The organism is Pantoea sp. sgz302252 (assembly GCF_047713085.1).
Classification (GTDB): Bacteria; Pseudomonadota; Gammaproteobacteria; order Enterobacterales; family Enterobacteriaceae; genus Scandinavium.
On record NZ_JBLFJW010000046.1, the window covers coordinates 1 to 14,436 of the forward strand.

Consider the following 14,436-nt stretch of genomic DNA (forward strand, 5'->3'; position numbering starts at 1 on the left):
AATAAATATCCTCCGGCATAGCCGGAGGTTTTTCATATGCGCCTATAAGGCTCTGTCACCAGCAGCGCCCTAACAGGCGCATCACGATCTGACATTTGCATCTATGGATTACTTACGGCCCGTAAACGGGCTACCCGGATAGGGGATCGACAACTGCTCACCCATTTTATCCTCTTCCAGTTGGTGCTTTATGTATTCCTGTATCCTGGTCGTATTTTTTCCAACCGTATCAACGTAATACCCTCGGCACCAAAACTCCCTGTTACGGTATTTGAACTTCAAATCCCCAAATTGCTCATAAAGCATCAGGCTACTCTTGCCCTTCAGGTACCCCATAAAAGCCGATACACTCATTTTCGGCGGGATCTCCAGAAGCATGTGGATGTGATCCACACAACATTCCGCTTCAAGAATATTCACGTTTTTCCATTCGCACAGCTTTCTTAAGATACTGCCTATCGCTTTGCGTTTTTCACCGTAGAACACCTGTCTTCGGTACTTCGGCGCAAAAACTATGTGATATTTACAGTTCCATCGGGTGTGCGCTAAGCTCTTTTCGTCCCTCATTGGGACCCCCTTTTGATTTCTTGTTGAATGTTTGCAGTTGCCAGACCGCAACCTGTTTTAACAAATCAAAAGGGGTTTTTAGAACCGACTCAAAGCTGAAAGCTTTACTGAACCCCCAGCCTAGCTGGGGGTTTTCTGTGCACAAAAAGCAGGGCATAAGACTGAGCTTATGCCCTGACTTTCAGACTTTGGTTTCGATCCAGTTCATCATTAATTCAGGCCACACCGACACCGGCAGCCCTTGTGCATCCCGAATACCAAAGCCGTGCTTCCCCTGTTCAAATAAGTGCATTTCCACAGGCACACCAAGCTGATGCAATGCAGTGAACATCACCACGCTGTTCTCCACTTTTACCGCGGGATCGTCGACGGCATGCAGCAAAAAAGTTGGTGGCGTAGTCATACTGGCGCGTTGTTCGAGTGAATAGTGGCTGATTTGTTGCTCGCTCGGTTGCGTGCCCATTAATTCTTCCCGTGAACCGGGATGACTGTTATCGAACACCATCGTGATGACAGGGTACACCAGCGCCATAAACGCCGGGCGAGCGGAAAGGGTGTCTGTCTCATCAAACGGAATATAGGCGGGTTCTTCGTAACGTGTGCCAAGGCTTGCGGCGACATGACCTCCGGCAGAAAACCCCATGACACCCAGTTTGTCCGGGTCAAGCTGCCACTCTTTTGCTCTGGCTCGCAGCGTTCTCATCGCTCGCTGAACGTCAGCCAGAGGCGCATTGGCACCTTCTTCATGCCCATCACCGGGTAAACGATATGTCATCACAAACAAGGTATAACCCCGCGCGTTAAAAAACGGTGCCAGGGCGCTGCCTTCTTTATCCAGCACCACACGGCGATAAGAACCGCCGGGCGTAACCAGAATACCGACACCATTGGGTTCTGCCGGAGCATACACGGTGATTTGCGGTGCACGCACGCCTGTGACGGCACGATCCCAGGCCGACGAGCCTGTGTGTTGTTCTTCCAGCGCAAACCGCGCCGCACTTGCCTTAGCACCGGGAGCCTCGCCTTGCGGCCAGACAGAAAAGCTGGCTGCTTTGCGTGACGCTTCGGCCATGAGTTGAAGTAGTTCGTCCGGGTTGAATGTGCTCATGTCGTGACTCCTTAAGGGTAAAAAGAAGTTGTAGCACAGCGAGCATAAGGGGGTTGAAAAAGGGGCAGGAAGTGTGAGGCGGATGGACAAGCCATCCGCCGGGGAGCTTACAGTTTTACAAACTTATCCAGCACGCGAATCAGCTGGGTAACGAAGCCGTATTCGTTGTCATACCACGATACGGTTTTCACCAATTGCAAGTCGCCCACTTCCGTGATTTCGGTTTGTGTGGCATCAAAGACTGAACCGAAATGGCTGCCAATCACATCGGAAGAGACAATCTCTTCGTCGGTGTAGCCAAACGATTCGTTGCCGTCGGTGGCTTTTTTCAGCGCGGCGTTTACCTCATCGGCCGTGACCTTTTTACCCAGAATCGATACCAGTTCCGTCACTGAGCCGGTTTTCACTGGCACACGCTGCGCATGGCCTTTGAGCTTGCCGTTCAAATCAGGGATAACCAGGCCGATGGCTTTCGCCGCGCCAGTGGTATGCGGAATGATGTTCTCTGCGGCGGCACGCGAGGCGCGCAAATCTTTACCGCGAGGGCCATCAACCAGCGCCTGTGTCCCGGTATAGGCGTGAATGGTGGTCATGGTGCCGACTTTAATTTCAAACGCATCGTGCAGCGCTTTCGCCATCGGTGCCAGGCAGTTGGTGGTGCAGGAAGCCACCGAGATGATGGTGTCCTTGCTATCCAGCGTATCGTCATTGACGTTAAACACGATGGTTTTCATGTCCCCAGCAGGGGCGGAGACCAGCACTTTTTTTGCTCCGGCATCGAGGTGAGCCTGGGCTTTGTCCGTGGAGGTATAGAATCCGGTGCATTCGACAATCAGCTCCGCACCTGCTGTTTTCCACGGAATATTTTTCGCGTCTTTTTCGGCATAAACAGCGATTTTTTTACCGTCGACAATCAGCGCATCGTCAGTGTGATCGACGCTCCACGGGAACGGGCCGTAGTTGGAATCATGCTTTAACAAATAGGCCAGCACTTTCGGCGAAGTTAAGTCATTGATGGCGACCACTTCCTGCGCACTTTTGACTTCCAGCAGACGACGCAACACCAGACGACCAATACGACCAAACCCATTAATACCCATCTTACTCATTATGTATCTCCTGTGAGAGGCTCAATCACGATGTGAATAAACTCCTCCAGGCTTAGACCAACCGGTCCGATTGGGCAAACGTTCAATGTGAAGTCGCGGCTAACGGTTTGAAAATCTATACAGAAAAGTTAATGAATTTTTAAGGCTGGGCCGCTATGTTAACTCTCTCACAGTTTTAAAGCGGAAATCACAATGCGAGAAAAATACTCGGGCCTGCAAATTGGCATTCACTGGCTGGTCTTTCTGCTGGTTATCGGCGCGTATTGCGCAATGGAATTGCGTGGATTTTCCCCACGCAGCTATCGGCCGTATTTCAACATGGTCCATGTCTCCTGCGGCATTTCGATTCTGGTGCTGATGGTGGCCCGTCTGCTGGTGCGGCTAAAACAGAAGTCGCCGCCGATTGTGCCTAAACCCAAGCCATGGATGACCGGCATGGCGCATTTAGGCCATCTGGTGATTTATCTGCTGTTCATTATTCTGCCGATAATCGGCCTGGTGATGATGTACAACCGCGGAAATCCGTGGATTGCCTTCGGTATAACCATGCCGCATGCGGCAGAGGCCAATTTCGATTTGGCGGATAATCTGAAGGAGTATCACGTCCTGCTGGCGAATATTGGCTATTACGTGATTGGATTGCACGCCCTGGCGGCGTTAATGCATCACTACTTCTGGAAGGACAACACGCTGCTGCGCATGATGCCGCGTAAAAAAGAGTAGGGCGTCTTTTTGTAGGCCGGATAAGCGGTAGCGCCATCCGGCAATTGTTGCCCGGCGGCACTGCGTTTGCCGGGCCTACAACACCAGCAGCGAGATCAGTTAACTCCCCGGCATCGATTTACGAATGGCACTTAACAGCGTCTGCGCACCCGTCGAAAGCGGCGAATCAACCCGCGTCAGAATGCCAATCGGTTCTCCCGCCACCTGAGTGGTAACAGGCAACGCCGCCAGCGTGCCGCGCCGTAAATCATCTTTCACCGCACCAGACGGCACAAACCACACGTAGTCGAAATCCACTGTTAATTGGCGAGAGAGCGACGCAGAGAGCGTTTCAATGCAGCCTGCTGGCATTTTGCAGCCCTGGCTCATCAGCAGCGCTTCCGCATTCTGACGCGGAACCGTGCCTTTCGGCGAAACTACCACCGGCCATTCCATCACTTTGCTGAGCGTGACCGTCTCCTGCAACAGCGGATGGTCAGGGCGTACCACCAGTTTTAGCGACTCCAGGAACAGCAATTCATAGTTCAGGCCGCTCATCAGCTCCGGGTCGGACATCCGGCCAATACCCAGATCAATCTCTCCGGATTTCAGGCCTGCCAGCAGCATGGTGTTATTCATGGTCGCCACTTGCAGGGTGATATCTTTCTGCTGTTTGTGAAATTCACCGATCACCGCAGGCAAAATACCCAACGCCGCCGTGGGCAGCGCGCCAATTCGCACCACATCATTGCTGATGCCTTCTTTGCGATTCAGCGCTTGCCCTGCGGTATTCAGAGCATCCAGCACTTTCACCGCATGGGTCAGAAACTGCTCGCCAACCAGCGTAAGCTGAGCGCCCATACGCCCGCGATCGAAAAGGCGTGTGCCGGTAAGCTGTTCCAGTTCATTGAGGGTTTTCGACAGCGCAGGCTGGCTGAGATTGAGCGTTTCCGCCGCGCGCCCCAGTGTTCCCTGTTGAGCGACGGCGACAAAGGTATGCAAATGGCGCAAGCGAATGCGCTGACTGAAGAGACCGTTTTTTTCCATAACCGGATGTTAAAGACAGAACAGAGCGGTTTACAAGACAACTTGTTTAATTTTGATAACTTGCTAGCAAAATATTATTAACACAATAGCTGATTGAGTGACATGTGGTTATGGAATACACAGTGAAACCCCGGCAGCCAGACGCTGCCGGAAGGGCGAGTGAAGTACGTTGGTTTTATAGTCAGGCGCAAAAGCGGGCGTTGTTCTGTGTTGGCATTGTGCCGGATTGACCCCTGGCAGGGTGCGTAATCATATTGTTAATTAAAAGTGAATTTATGTGGTTTTTCCCATGACGGCAGGTTATTGCCTGCCCAAAAAAAGGGGGAAATCGCGGAGGTTATCCGCGATCACAATTCGGAAATTCTTCCTCCCGACGGCAAATGGCTTATGTACACTCCAGGTAATATTCACTGGAGACATGACATCATGGCGAACACCATCACGGCTGATGAGATTCGGGAAAACTTTTCGCAGGCTATGTCAGCGATGTACCAGCAGGAAGTTCCACAGTACGGCACGCTGATGGAACTTGTGGCGGATGTAAACCTGGCGGTGCTGGAACAGTATCCGCAGTTACACGAACAACTGGCGAACGCCGACGAACTGGCGCGCCTTAACGTCGAACGTCATGGCGCGATCCGCGTAGGTTCTGCAGAAGAGCTTTCTACGCTGCGCCGGATGTTTGCGATCATGGGCATGTATCCCGTCAGCTATTACGATCTCTCTCAGGCGGGCGTGCCAGTGCATTCCACCGCATTTCGCCCGGTGGAGGATGCGGCGTTGGCTCGCAATCCTTTCCGCGTGTTTACTTCACTGCTGCGCCTGGAACTCATCGAAAATCTCACTCTGCGCGCGAAAGCCGCCGACATTCTGGCGAAGCGCGATATTTTTACGCCTCGCTGCCGCGAGCTGATCGCACTGCATGAAGAGCAGGACAGCTTTACCGCGTCGCAGGCCAAAGAGTTTGTGCGCGAAGCGCTGGAAACGTTCCGTTGGCATCGCCATGCCACGGTCGATCTGGAAACCTATCAGGCGCTGCACAATGAACATCGGCTGATTGCGGATGTGGTGTGCTTCCCCGGTTGCCACATTAACCACCTGACGCCGCGCACGCTGGATATCGACCGCGTGCAACAGCTGATGCCGGAATACGGTATCGAGCCGAAGATCCTGATTGAAGGCCCGCCGCGCCGCGAAGTGCCAATTCTGCTGCGTCAGACCAGTTTTAAAGCTCTGGAAGAGCCGGTGTTGTTTGCAGGCGAACACCCTGGAACGCACTCGGCGCGCTTTGGTGAAATTGAACAGCGTGGTGTGGCGCTGACCCCCAAAGGGCGCGCACTGTATGACTCTTTGCTGACGGAAGCGGGCACTGGCAAAGACAACGTCAGCCATCAGCATCATCTTGCGGAGATGTTTAAAGGCTTCCCGGACAGCGAAATGTTTTTACGCCGCCAGGAACTGGCCTATTTCCGCTACCGCCTGACGCCAGCCGGGGAAGCTCATCGTCAGGTGTTTCGTCCGGGCGATGACCCGCAGCCGCTGATTGAGCGTGGCTGGCTGGTTGCGCAGCCTATCACCTACGAAGATTTCCTGCCGGTCAGCGCGGCAGGCATTTTCCAGTCCAATCTGGGGAACGAAACGCAGGCGCGTAGCCACGGCAATTCCAGTAAAAGCGCCTTTGAAGCCGCGCTGGGCTGTGCGGTGCTGGATGAATTTCAGCTCTATCAGGCAGCAGAGGAACGCAGCAAACGCCGTTGCGGGTTACTGTAAAACCTGAATACGCTGGGAGCCTTGCAGAGAAAGGATCGCACGTATGCAAACTCCCGTTTTACCCCTGGTGCATACCCGGCAGGGCGACCTGCTGGGTATCTGCGAAGATTATCGACCTGGGCATTTGGGGTTCTTTGCTCATCCGGCTTTGAAAGGGGAAGAAGACGAGCGGGTGTGCAATTTTGCGCTGCTGGATCAGATTGCCGCCCTGAAATGGGTGCAGGAAAATATCGCCGCCTTTGGCCGTGATGGTGACAACGTCACTTTATTGGGTGGATCCGCTGGTGCTCGCAGCGTAATGTCGCTGTTTCGTCGGGTAATGCGTCATCACGTGACGCTGGATTGAGCAGCCCCTCGCGAAACTGCATCAAACCGGAAGCTTTCGCAGACCCTTCGCGAACCACCAGGCGGTAGCTGGCTCCGGTTTTCACGCTGAGCGCGTAAGGCCGCACGAGCCTGCCGCTCAGCAAATCTTCCTGCACCAGCGTTTCGTCCGCAATGGCGACCCCAAAGCCCTGAATCGCCGCCGTGATGGCTAAATCCATGGTGTCGAAGTGTTGATTTTTTTGCATAGCAGACGGTAACGGCGTGGCTAATTGCGCCAGCCATATCGACCAGTCTGTTTTGTCACGCGTGGGGTGCAAAAACGTCATGCCTGAAAACTGAGAATTCTCCGCCAGACGATGGCTCATGACCGGGGTAAGCGCTTCTTCGAAAAGCAGATCGCCTGCATTCAGGTGTGAGCCGAAGACAATCGCGGCATCAAACGGTTCCGTTTTAAAGTTGACCGAATGCTCGGTGGTGGTAGTGAGCGCAATCTGCATCTCCGGAAAACGTTGTTCAATCTCGACCAGTTTTGGCACCAGCCAGCGCATGGCGCAGGTGGGCGCTTTCAGGCGAACCACGGTTTGCTGCTGGCGAGCCTGTTCGGCCACCATCACCATTTGATGAAATGAGCTCATCAGTTCCGGATAAAGCGCGCTGCCTTGCGGAGACAGGCGTAATCCTCGCGCCAGACGCTCAAATAACGGAAAACCAAACCACGCTTCCAGAGTGGCAATTTTGCGGCTCACTGCGCCTTGAGTCAGGCACAGCTCTTTGGCCGCATGCGTTAAATTGAGGTGACGAGCGGTGACGAGGAAGGTTTCGATAGCGTTCAGGGGTAACTGGCTACGTGGCATGCAGACTCCAGCTATGCAATTTCATCATAGTAAGTATGACATAGTTTCTATCCTGCTCTTCAGAAGAATTATCCTTCCGAAGCAGTCAAGAAGCCTGCAAGCAGGCTTCTTGAAAGGAGGCAATGATAATTAATGTGTAACAACGGCCTGGTCTTCATCACGGTAAGTGAAGACATAGCTTCCGGAGGTAGATGATGGTGGTGTCACCATAATAACAGGGACAACAAGGTGGTTTGTTGTTGAATCATAAAAATCGGTCTGGTTATATTGTGCATTTGTTAGCGCATCTACATCGCCTTCAATATACCAGAAAGCTTCCACGGGTAAGGTGTCCTGCATATTTGCACTCCAGGTTTTCAACCGAATTTCATTTTGCTCACTGCGCTGACTTTCAGTTAAAAGTGCGCGTGCATTGATTGATTGAATAAAAGCATCGGCTGTATTATAGGAACTCGCATCGCTGACATCAAAACCACACTGACCATCCATAGATGTTCCATTTGCATACCACTGTTGCGCAGTCATAATGCCTTGCGGTTGGCAAGGGCCACTCGTTGGATAGTTTCCAGTATGTGTTCCGCAGCCTTTGTTGCCTCTGTTAACAGTATCAGCATCGAGTGGAAAGGAGCACAGGACGTCAATATTGGTGTCCATACCCGTAGGGGCATAAAAGTAAGGATAGAAAATAAAACCACTGGCTTCATTATGAACAAACTGAAGAGAGTTATCATCCACTCTAAGGTAAGAAAATGAAATCCCACCCGTGGTTTGAGCTGAGGGGCTGGGATCCCAAACATGATAGCCGGTGCCAGGTAATGCGGCGCGGATCATTACACCAGAACATAAAAATGCGGGTTCTGAGGTTGAACCACAATTTTCCGATTTTGTGTTGTAATCTTCATTCAGGTACGTAGCAATTTGTGGACCTGAGCTTCCTGCTTTATATCGAGTCTCCTGGTGATTTTGTGCATAAGAATGGGTGCAAAATAATAAGCTAATAAAAGTAATTGCAATGATCTTAAACATGACTGCTCCTTCGTTAAATTAAAAAATCAGAAGCAGTATTAACTAAATAAAAAAGCGTAATTAACTCATTTTTGCCTGGTAACGGTTATTTTGGGCCGAATGATTTATTGTCGTGTAACCATATATAAATTAAACAGGCCGCTAAAGCACTAGCCATGCATTTTTCTCATGGCTAATATGACAACAATTCGATTGTCGTTTTGCTGGGCTTTCGATTGAATAGTTATGCACATTTTTTGAGAAAGGATTAGCAATGACTCTGCGCTCTTCGGTGAAAACCCGCACCAAACTGCCCGACGTAGGCACGACTATCTTTACCGTCATCGGCCAGCTTTCCTCTCAACATAATGCGATTAACCTCTCCCAGGGTGCGCCGAACTTTCCCTGTGATCCGCGCTTAGTGGCTGGCGTCACGCGTGCCATGGAAGAGGGCCATAATCAGTATGCGCCAATGACAGGGTTGCGCCCGCTGAAAGCGCGCATCGCCGATAAAATTGCCGATTTGTACGGCACACGTTACGACGTGGACAGCGAAGTACTGATTACCGCCAGCGCCAGTGAAGGGCTTTATTCGGCGATAAGCGGCCTCGTGCATCCTGGTGATGAAGTTATTTACTTCGAACCGTCATTTGACAGCTACGCGCCGATTGTCCGTTTGCAGGGCGCAAAGCCTGTCGCGATTAAGCTGACGGTGCCAGATTTCCAGGTGGACTGGGATGAAGTGCGAGCGGCCATTACGCCACGCACAAGAATGATCATCGTGAATACGCCGCACAACCCAAGCGGCATGGTGTTCAGCGCAGACGATCTGCAACAGCTGGCGAACCTGACCCGCAATACCGACATCGTGATTCTTTCCGATGAAGTGTATGAACACGTGGTGTTCGACGGTGAACCGCATCACGGCATGGCGACGCATCCGCAGCTGGCGGAGCGCAGCGTGATAATCTCTTCCTTTGGCAAAACGTACCATGTGACCGGCTGGCGTGTTGGGTACTGCGTCGCGCCGGCTGAGTTGATGGATGAAATCTGTAAAGTGCATCAATTTTTGATGTTCTCTGCCGATACCCCGATGCAGCATGCGTTTGCCGAGCACATGAATGACCCGCAAACCTGGTTGTCGCTGGCGGCGTTTTACCAGCGCAAACGTGATTTGCTGCAAACGTTGCTGGCTGAATCACCGTTCAAACTGCTGCCAAGCCGCGGTTCTTTCTTCCTGCTGGCGGACTACAGCCATTTCAGTAATGAAAGCGACAGCGAGATGGTCAAAAGGCTTATCGTCGATCATGGCGTCGCCACGATCCCGCTGTCGGCGTTTTATACCGACGGCACGGACAATAAAATTATTCGTCTCTCCTTTGCGAAGGATGAGGCCACATTACGGGCAGGCGCTGCGGCCCTGTGTCAGGTAAAACCACGTTAAGGGGCGTTGGCGATGAAAGGTAAAGCACTGATTCTGGGCATGGGCCTGTTCTGCTCACTCTCTTCTTTTGCGGCGGGTACACTGCGTTTTGGCGTAGAAGCAGAATATCCCCCGTTTGAGAGCCGCAATTCCGCCGGTGAATTGCAAGGATTTGATATCGATTTAGGCAATGCGATTTGCCAGGCTGCACAGCTGAAATGCAGCTGGGTGGAAAGCTCCTTTGATTCCCTGATCCCAGGCCTGGTGGCGAAAAAATTCGATGCCATTAACTCGGCGATGAACATCACCGAGCAGCGCCGCAAGAGCATCGATTTCACTCAGCCAATTTACCGTATTCCTTCGCAGTTAGTCGGTAAAGAAGGCAGCGGAATGCAGGCGACGCCGGAAGGGTTGCAGGGCAAAACCATTGGCGTGCTGCAAGGCTCAATTCAGGAAACCTATGCCAAAGAACACTGGGAAAAACACGGCGTAACGGTGGTGTCCTACAAAGACCAGAACATGGCGTGGGCTGACTTGCTGAATGGCCGTATTGATGCCTCGCTGGTGATGTCTGCCGCCGGGCAGGCTGGTTTCCTCAGCAAGCCGCAGGGCAAAGGGTTTGGCTTTATTGGTAAGCCCGTCGCCGATGACACCATTCTTGGCAGCGGCATTGGTTTCGGCCTGCGTAAAGGCGATGAAGCCAGCAAAAAACAACTCGACGCCGCCATCGACAAAGTTCGCGCCGATGGCACCATCACAAAGCTTGCGGCGGAATACTTCCCCGGTATCGACGTCAGCGTAAAATAACAACGAGTGCTGCTTTGGCCCCGGAGATGATGTCGTCGTCCGGGGCTTTTTTGTTGCTGCTGATTGAGCAGGATTTACGCACTTTTACACCCGGAATCAGTCACTTCTGATCGTAATAATTTATTTTCCGGTTTGTTCGGAATTTGTACCGCCAACAATTGGATTATCCGCCGTTTTTGTCTAGAGTGGGCGCATCTTAGCGAAGTCGATCATCATAGAAGGACGCTGACTCAGGCATGAACCGCAGACACTTTATCAAATCCTCAATGGCTGTAGCCGCGGTGAGCGCTACATCCGGACTCGCCACTCTCTTTTCGAAAGCCGCGATGGCCGACGACTCGGCGATTGCCGATGGTCAGACCCGCCGTTTTGATTACTCCGTCCTGCAATCCATGGCGCATGATTTATCCCGCCAGCCGTGGGGTGGCGCCCCCAAAGATCTGCCAAAAACGCTGGCAGAGTTGACGCCGCAGGCTTACAACGCCATTCAGTACGATGCATCACAGTCGCTGTGGAACAACATTCCCGATCGTCAGCTCGATATTCAGTTTTTCCACGTGGGCATGGGCTTCCGTCGCCGCGTGCGTATGTTCTCGCTGGATTCCGCTTCGCAGCAGGCGCGTGAGATTCACTTCCGCCCTGAGTTGTTTAAATACAACGATGCGGGCGTTGATACCAAACAACTAGAAGGCCAGACCGATCTCGGCTTCGCAGGCTTCCGCGCGTTTAAAGCGCCAGAACTGGCACGCCGCGATATCGTCGCCTTCCTTGGCGCGAGCTACTTCCGCGCAGTAGACAGCACGTATCAGTACGGTTTGTCCGCGCGTGGTCTGGCTGTGGACACCTTTACCGACACCCCAGAAGAGTTCCCGGATTTCACCTCGTTCTGGTTTGAAACCGTTAAGCCGGGCGCAACGGTGTTTACCGTTTATGCCTTGCTGGACAGCCGCAGCGTGACCGGCGCGTATAAATTCACCATCAACTGCCAGGAAACGCAGGTGATCATGGATGTGGAAAATCACATCTACGCCCGCGAAGACATCAAGCAGTTGGGCATCGCGCCAATGACCAGCATGTTCAGCTGTGGCAACAATGAACGCCGCATGTGCGACACCCTTCACCCGCAAATCCACGACTCTGATCGCCTGGCGATGTGGCGTGGGAACGGGGAGTGGATCTGCCGTCCGCTGAATAACCCGCAAAAGCTGCAGTTCAACGCTTTCCAGGATAAAAACCCACGCGGGTTTGGCCTGCTGCAACTGGACCGCGATTTCAGCCACTACCAGGACGTAATGGGTTGGTACAACAAACGCCCAAGCCTGTGGGTTGAACCGCGTAACCAGTGGGGCGAAGGGGCGGTGTCGCTGATGGAAATCCCGACAACCGGTGAAACGCTGGATAACATCGTCTGCTTCTGGGAACCGAAAAAAGCGGTGAAAGCGGGCGATCAGCTCGACTTCAAATATCGCCTGTACTGGGCCGCGCAGCCGCCAGTACGTTCACCTTTGGCTCGCGTAATGGCAACTCGCACCGGTATGGGCGGTTTCCCTGAAGGTTGGGCTCCGGGTGAGCATTATCCGGAAAAATGGGCGCGTCGTTTTGCTATCGATTTCGTGGGCGGCGATCTGAAGGCTGCTGCGCCGAAGGGTATCGAGCCGGTTATCACCCTTTCTAACGGCGAAGCGAAGCAGGTTGAAATCCTGTACGTTGAACCGTTTGACGGCTACCGCATCCTGTTTGATTGGTATCCGACCAATGACTCCACCGATCCTGTGGACATGCGCATGTTCCTGCGCTGCCAGGGTGATGCGATCAGCGAAACCTGGCTGTATCAGTACTTCCCGCCAGCGCCGGATAAACGTAATTACGTTGATGACCGCGTGATGAAGTAAGAGATTTATCCTCGGGCGTAATGGCCTGACGATTAAATGGTAGGCCGGATAAGCGTTAGCGCTATCCGGCTTTTTCATTATAAATAAGGAGTAAAGCAAGATGCGTCCCAACGCCTACACGGCGTATTTCGACCGTTTGGGCCGCAAAAACAGGGGCAGAATGCTTTATTTTAGTGTGAACGAATGAGACCAGGAGCATCTATGACTGACGACAAACCGCTACAGGACGAGACAATCAGGGTGTCAGAGACCGTCACCCTGCATGCGGCTGATGAACGTTTTGTTCCAGCGTTGCACCAGTTGATTCTCAAGAACCGCCACTGGTTGCAGGAATCACTGAACTGGCCGCAGTTTGTTGGCGGCGAAAACGACACCCGGCAAAATATGCTCAGCAACCGGCTGCTGCATCAGCGTGGCTACGCCAAAATGTTCCTGATTGTTGAGCATGACGACGTGATCGGCGTGCTGTCATTTAACTCGATTGAGCCACTGAATAAGGCGGGGTATATCGGTTACTGGCTGGATGAGGACAAGCAGGGCAAGGGCATTCTTTCCTCCGCGTTGCAGGCGTTTATGCAGTATTACGCCGATCAGGGGGACGTCAGGCGCTTTGTGATCAAATGTCGGGTCGCCAATGAGCGCAGCAACCAGGTGGCGCTGCGAAATGGTTTTTCGCTGGAAGGGTGTTTGCGGCAGGCGGAATATCTGAACGGGCAGTATCACGATCAGAATATTTATGCCCGTATTATTGATTTGGGATCAGAGTGAACCGAGCAGCGGCGTGCGGGTAATACGCTCCTCGCCGTTAATCACTTTGCGCCCGCGGACGTGGATAGCATCTCCGTCATAAGCTTCGATCACCGCATTGCCGCTGATTTCAACGCGATGTTCGATAACCACATCGCCGCTGATGCGCGCATGGCCTTCAATCAGCACTTTGTCATCCAGTAAAAGAGGGCCGCCGCGCAGCCAGGCGTGACCCCCGACCAGCACGTGATGTTTCAGCACGCAGTTGCCTTCGACGACGGCGTTTTCCGCCACCTGAGAACTGTAGCGGAGCGTCGGGATCGCGTCTTCACCGCTTCCGGCCACCACGCGGGCGTTGCCATACACTTTGGCGCAATCACAAATCCAGACGTTGTTCTCTTCGTTGCCCTGGATCAGCGCCGCGTCAAACACTTCCGCCCGATGCTCAATAAAGGCCTGGTCGACAATGGCATCTCCGTAAATCTGTGCCTGATGCACAATGCGTGAACGGCTGACGGTGGCGCGATCGTAGATTTGCAGAATTTGGGTCGCGTCTTTGGTCAGCCCTTTAGCCGCGATGATATCGCTTTCGTTGAGCACGCGAGCCTCGCCGAAAAGGTGACATTCACCGCGTACGCGCGAACACTGAACGGTGACATTGTCACTTATTCGCGCCTGATGCGTGACCGCGGCATTGTCCAGCCAGGCATTTCCTTCGGCGATAGCGCCATGTGAAAGCGTGCAGGGCTGCGTGATTCTGGCATTGTCTTTGACACAGGCGTCAGCAAACACCACACTGTTTTCATCATAAATCCAGCAGTCACCTTGCTGACTTAGCGCGGCTTCGCTGTCCACCCAGCCGCCTGCGCTGCCCGCTTTGACATCAGCGAAATCGCGCAGGGCGATGATTTGCCAGAGCGTGACGTTCTTTCTCTCAGTGTCATCCTGCCAGGTGTAGTTGCGGGAAGCCTCACTCAGACGGTACTTGTTCATCGGCTTTCTCATTACGGGGGATTAACATAAACGTAGCAAAGAATCTCCGTGACGCAGGGGGAAAGGTTCCTTTAAAATACATATT

Annotated in this window: 13 protein-coding genes and 1 pseudogene; 7 read left to right on the top strand and 7 right to left on the bottom strand. The window is 52.9% G+C overall.

The window, feature by feature from the left end; genetic code table 11:
- Window positions 1-108 precede the first annotated feature (108 nt).
- From tnpA to gap, 3 genes are all read right to left on the bottom strand, one after another.
- On the bottom strand, window positions 109-567 hold the full coding sequence (tnpA, locus tag ACLW56_RS23175; protein ID WP_330981770.1) for an IS200/IS605 family transposase: 459 nt from the start codon (window positions 565-567) through the stop codon (window positions 109-111).
- A 181-nt stretch (window positions 568-748) separates the two neighbouring features.
- Window positions 749-1,675, bottom strand: coding sequence for an alpha/beta hydrolase (locus ACLW56_RS23180; protein ID WP_330986016.1), 927 nt, complete (start codon window positions 1,673-1,675; stop codon window positions 749-751).
- Window positions 1,676-1,782: 107 nt separating this feature from the next.
- Window positions 1,783-2,784, bottom strand: a complete 1,002-nt coding sequence (gene gap, locus ACLW56_RS23185; protein ID WP_330986017.1) for a type I glyceraldehyde-3-phosphate dehydrogenase — start codon at window positions 2,782-2,784, stop codon at window positions 1,783-1,785.
- A gap of 192 nt (window positions 2,785-2,976) precedes the next feature.
- On the opposite strand from gap, the gene cybB reads away from it, so the two are divergent.
- Entirely contained in the window at window positions 2,977-3,507 is a 531-nt protein-coding gene (gene cybB, locus ACLW56_RS23190) for a cytochrome b561 (protein ID WP_330986018.1), read from the top strand.
- Window positions 3,508-3,606: 99 nt separating this feature from the next.
- Here the strand turns inward: cybB and ACLW56_RS23195 are convergent, their stop codons facing one another.
- Window positions 3,607-4,533, bottom strand: a complete 927-nt coding sequence (locus ACLW56_RS23195; RefSeq protein WP_330986019.1) for a LysR substrate-binding domain-containing protein — start codon at window positions 4,531-4,533, stop codon at window positions 3,607-3,609.
- A gap of 426 nt (window positions 4,534-4,959) precedes the next feature.
- Between ACLW56_RS23195 and ACLW56_RS23200 the strand changes: the two genes are divergently transcribed.
- Together ACLW56_RS23200 and ACLW56_RS23205 are read left to right on the top strand one after the other, a co-directional pair.
- The gene (locus tag ACLW56_RS23200) at window positions 4,960-6,303 is read left to right on the top strand and encodes a VOC family protein (RefSeq protein WP_330986020.1); all 1,344 of its coding nucleotides are present in this window, start codon (window positions 4,960-4,962) and stop codon (window positions 6,301-6,303) included.
- A gap of 106 nt (window positions 6,304-6,409) precedes the next feature.
- Window positions 6,410-6,610 (top strand): annotated as a pseudogene (locus tag ACLW56_RS23205) (carboxylesterase family protein); the annotation flags it as partial.
- On the opposite strand, the gene ACLW56_RS23210 reads toward ACLW56_RS23205, so the two are convergent.
- Both ACLW56_RS23210 and ACLW56_RS23215 read right to left on the bottom strand, forming a co-directional pair.
- Window positions 6,564-7,484: a LysR family transcriptional regulator gene (locus ACLW56_RS23210; RefSeq protein ID WP_330986021.1), complete on the bottom strand. Its 921-nt coding sequence runs from the start codon at window positions 7,482-7,484 to the stop codon at window positions 6,564-6,566. The pseudogene ACLW56_RS23205 and the gene ACLW56_RS23210 overlap by 47 nt on opposite strands.
- A 129-nt stretch (window positions 7,485-7,613) precedes the next feature.
- Window positions 7,614-8,510, bottom strand: coding sequence for an HvnC protein (locus ACLW56_RS23215; protein WP_330986022.1), 897 nt, complete (start codon window positions 8,508-8,510; stop codon window positions 7,614-7,616).
- Window positions 8,511-8,763: 253 nt separating this feature from the next.
- Between ACLW56_RS23215 and ACLW56_RS23220 the strand changes: the two genes are divergently transcribed.
- The 4 genes from ACLW56_RS23220 (at window position 8,764) to rimL (ending at window position 13,379) form a co-directional block, all read left to right on the top strand.
- Window positions 8,764-9,933 carry a pyridoxal phosphate-dependent aminotransferase gene (locus ACLW56_RS23220; RefSeq protein WP_330986023.1) on the top strand — a complete coding sequence of 390 codons (1,170 nt, stop codon included), beginning with the start codon at window positions 8,764-8,766 and terminating at the stop codon, window positions 9,931-9,933.
- A gap of 12 nt (window positions 9,934-9,945) precedes the next feature.
- Window positions 9,946-10,719: an ABC transporter substrate-binding protein gene (locus ACLW56_RS23225; RefSeq protein ID WP_330986024.1), complete on the top strand. Its 774-nt coding sequence runs from the start codon at window positions 9,946-9,948 to the stop codon at window positions 10,717-10,719.
- Between the two features lie 236 nt (window positions 10,720-10,955).
- Complete coding sequence (locus ACLW56_RS23230; protein WP_330986025.1) at window positions 10,956-12,611, top strand: glucan biosynthesis protein; 1,656 nt, start codon at window positions 10,956-10,958, stop codon at window positions 12,609-12,611.
- A 201-nt stretch (window positions 12,612-12,812) separates the two neighbouring features.
- The gene (gene rimL / locus ACLW56_RS23235) at window positions 12,813-13,379 is read left to right on the top strand and encodes a 50S ribosomal protein L7/L12-serine acetyltransferase (RefSeq protein WP_330986026.1); all 567 of its coding nucleotides are present in this window, start codon (window positions 12,813-12,815) and stop codon (window positions 13,377-13,379) included.
- On the opposite strand, the gene ydcK is transcribed toward rimL, so the two are convergent.
- A complete protein-coding gene (gene ydcK, locus ACLW56_RS23240) occupies window positions 13,371-14,351 on the bottom strand; it encodes a YdcK family protein (protein WP_330986027.1) in 981 nt (326 codons plus the stop codon). The genes rimL and ydcK overlap by 9 nt on opposite strands.
- Window positions 14,352-14,436 lie beyond the last annotated feature (85 nt).

Bases quoted from the DNA above. Each gene is read 5' to 3' on its own strand.
- ACLW56_RS23220 (WP_330986023.1), top strand. From the start codon at position 8,764: ATGACTCTGCGCTCTTCGGTGAAAACCCGCACCAAACTGCCCGACGTA.
- cybB (WP_330986018.1), top strand. From the start codon at position 2,977: ATGCGAGAAAAATACTCGGGCCTGCAAATTGGCATTCACTGGCTGGTC.
- ACLW56_RS23200 (WP_330986020.1), top strand. From the start codon at position 4,960: ATGGCGAACACCATCACGGCTGATGAGATTCGGGAAAACTTTTCGCAG.
- tnpA (WP_330981770.1), bottom strand. From the start codon at position 567: ATGAGGGACGAAAAGAGCTTAGCGCACACCCGATGGAACTGTAAATAT.
- ACLW56_RS23230 (WP_330986025.1), top strand. From the start codon at position 10,956: ATGAACCGCAGACACTTTATCAAATCCTCAATGGCTGTAGCCGCGGTG.
- ACLW56_RS23225 (WP_330986024.1), top strand. From the start codon at position 9,946: ATGAAAGGTAAAGCACTGATTCTGGGCATGGGCCTGTTCTGCTCACTC.
- ydcK (WP_330986027.1), bottom strand. From the start codon at position 14,351: ATGAACAAGTACCGTCTGAGTGAGGCTTCCCGCAACTACACCTGGCAG.
- ACLW56_RS23215 (WP_330986022.1), bottom strand. From the start codon at position 8,510: ATGTTTAAGATCATTGCAATTACTTTTATTAGCTTATTATTTTGCACC.
- ACLW56_RS23195 (WP_330986019.1), bottom strand. From the start codon at position 4,533: ATGGAAAAAAACGGTCTCTTCAGTCAGCGCATTCGCTTGCGCCATTTG.
- rimL (WP_330986026.1), top strand. From the start codon at position 12,813: ATGACTGACGACAAACCGCTACAGGACGAGACAATCAGGGTGTCAGAG.
- ACLW56_RS23180 (WP_330986016.1), bottom strand. From the start codon at position 1,675: ATGAGCACATTCAACCCGGACGAACTACTTCAACTCATGGCCGAAGCG.
- gap (WP_330986017.1), bottom strand. From the start codon at position 2,784: ATGAGTAAGATGGGTATTAATGGGTTTGGTCGTATTGGTCGTCTGGTG.
- ACLW56_RS23210 (WP_330986021.1), bottom strand. From the start codon at position 7,484: ATGCCACGTAGCCAGTTACCCCTGAACGCTATCGAAACCTTCCTCGTC.